The sequence below is a fragment of the Funiculus sociatus GB2-C1 genome, assembly GCF_039962115.1.
Taxonomy (GTDB): Bacteria; Cyanobacteriota; Cyanobacteriia; order Cyanobacteriales; family FACHB-T130; genus Funiculus; species Funiculus sociatus.
Genome location: NZ_JAMPKJ010000139.1, coordinates 1 through 2385 on the forward strand (window position 1 = coordinate 1; position 2385 = coordinate 2385).

Genomic DNA, 2385 nt, shown 5'->3' on the forward strand with positions numbered 1-2385 from the left:
ACATTTTCAGACACAGTTGCTTGACATCGTTGGAATACTGCCAAGGTCGGTAATGGTCGAGGAACTGGCGACCACAGTGCTTGCATTTGTAGCACTGCCTACCTTTACGGTGACCGTTCTTAGATACCTCAGTTGCGTTACACTTTGGGCATTTCATCTTAGACAAGGGTGAGACAGGTCAATTATTTTAGTCTATAAATAACATTATCCTTTCAGCAACGCCGAAATTTCTTTTTCAATGTTTTCGTCTTTTTCCGGAATGGAAAATTAAAATGCCCAAAACAAAAAACAATTACCAAAACTGTCCCGATTGCCCCGCGAGGCATATGGAGCAAGCATTACAGCCCCGCATCTGCCCTGCACATTGCCCCGCATCTAGCTGAAATTGCCCCGCAAATCCTGACTACAGTTTGTTCTAGCTGGCAGATGAACCTAATAGCTATAACAAACTGTAATTACTCCAAAAGCGACTGAGCATCCATTAAGCGTATTTTCATCTCTCTTAATTTTGTTCTTAATTGGGTCAATTGATTGCGTCTTTCAATGCCCAATCGCCCCTCAATATTACGGGGGTCATCGTCGTGGCTGAGGTGTAAAACCTTTACTTTTTGAGTGCGTTGGGACGGTTCAAATATTGCCTCTTTTGAGGTGAACTTGTTGTATAAATAAGCGCCGCTCGGACGCTTCACGGAATATTGGTGTGCTTCAATTGATTCAGGTGCGATATAGAACCCATTTGACATCTTTTGCTGGGGTGCTTGGCTTTGAAGTAAGCCGTTACTTTGCGATCAATGATAGAGCCTGCTTAAACTCGACTGTTTTTTGCAAGAACAGGGATAAAACCAGCTAGCTGCAAGGCTTTTAGTTTCAGGAATAGTCTCAAATGGGTTCTATACAAGAGGGCAATCGAATTTGGCTGAACTACGAGCTAAGTTACAAATTTTATAGATCGATGGTCAGAATTTTTTTCTTGCTTTTTTTGTCGCTCAACACGACTGTATTGTAGGGTGATGTATCCGTTCCCGGCGGAATTGGCAGCCAAAAACTGGGGTTTTTATGATCGAGTTCGCCTAAATCAATGCTTTTCTTTATATCGCCATCTGTTGCCAAATAAGCGGTAAGTTCGCCTTTATAATCTTCAATTAAAAAGTCACTAAAGACAACGACTTTCCCACCATCAGGATTTATACCAAGGATGACCTGACCGCTGAAAGTTGCGCCTTTTTGTTCTTCATCAACCGTTGCCATTATGATTTCCGAGGGGTCTTGACCGGACATATCTGCCATAAACTTTTTCCTGGGCGAATTCTCAACAATTGAAAATGATTTTACAAGAGCGCTATGGGCAAGCGCAAAACTCTCAGGACGTATTTCTGCATCGGTCTTGCAAATGTATAGCCAAGTTACTTCTGGTTCAAACCCACATTTCTTTGGTATCGCTCCACCTCATTGCCTTCCAGCTCCAACATTAAAGCAGGAGCTAGAACAAGACACTAGCAACCTAACCCACCGAAAGAGAATAAGCGGGAGTAGGTGACAATGGCACTTGATTGTGATTGCGCTGGCTGGCAGATCAGGAATCAACATTTGGTCGAGATTGAGATCGCGCACTCAAGGAAACAGATTGCGATCGCCATTTCAACCAGCTGCTGCCGTTTTCCAATGCCAAAGCTCTGCCCTTTTTTCGCGGGAAATCTTTGCCCAAATTGCCTTCTTCGCCTGCTGACACAAATCTCGGAGCATCCCAAATGCCGCAGTAGCCAGCTCAGCACAATTCGCATTCTCCAGGAACTCCGCAAAGCCTACAACATCCTCCTGGCTAAGTCCTCCCATGTCCACCTCATCAATAGATTGGGAAGTATTTTGGTAGTCACTGGAGTTGTTTATATACTCTTTATTACCGGGCGTGACTACCGTATCACAACTTGATACTTTATCTAGTTCCGCCTGCCTCGCTGCCTCATCTCGTGCCAGCCACACAGCAAATACCTCATCGCGTCCGTCTGTTGGCTCTTTAAACCCATAGACTCGTTGTTGTTCCCCTCGTGAGCCTTCCTTGTAGAGAAAGGTTAATCGCAGTCCGAGCTTACCCAGTAGTTTCTGCGCGATTGTTATTGGCGAATCTATCTCGTTAATACTGATGCCCAACGCACTTTTAATATTCCATCTATATTGAATCGCGTTCTTAGCTATCTCCTGAAGGTCTTCGTCCTCATTCTTAAACTGCCGCTCGGTATCTAACAAGCGCAATATACCCAGCCTTTCCAAAGATAAGGCTCGAACGGGCGCAGAGAGCAGTGATTTATTTAGATCCGGTATCCACGCCTTGCCCTCTCCCTGCTCTTTAATGGTATCCAGCCGTTTCTTATCCCTAGCTGGAAGATA

General features: G+C 44.6%; 3 protein-coding genes and 1 pseudogene. All 4 read right to left on the bottom strand.

The genetic code is table 11. The features are described 5' to 3' along the window. Positions 1–157: IS1/IS1595 family N-terminal zinc-binding domain-containing protein (locus NDI42_RS29055; RefSeq protein WP_431191442.1), on the bottom strand; the 157-nt coding region annotated here is incomplete at its 3' end. 298 nt (positions 158–455) lie between these two features. Continuing rightward, entirely contained in the window at positions 456–743 is a 288-nt protein-coding gene (locus NDI42_RS28795) for a hypothetical protein (RefSeq protein WP_190460445.1), read from the bottom strand. A gap of 199 nt (positions 744–942) precedes the next feature. Continuing rightward, a complete protein-coding gene (locus NDI42_RS28800; RefSeq protein ID WP_190460447.1) occupies positions 943–1287 on the bottom strand; it encodes a hypothetical protein in 345 nt (114 codons plus the stop codon). Between the two features lie 351 nt (positions 1288–1638). After that, a pseudogene (locus NDI42_RS28805) lies at positions 1639–2385 on the bottom strand (hypothetical protein); the annotation flags it as partial.

Coding starts and splice junctions, on each gene's coding strand:
- NDI42_RS28795 (WP_190460445.1), bottom strand. CDS start 743: ATGTCAAATGGGTTCTATATCGCACCTGAATCAATTGAAGCACACCAA.
- NDI42_RS28800 (WP_190460447.1), bottom strand. CDS start 1,287: ATGGCAGATATGTCCGGTCAAGACCCCTCGGAAATCATAATGGCAACG.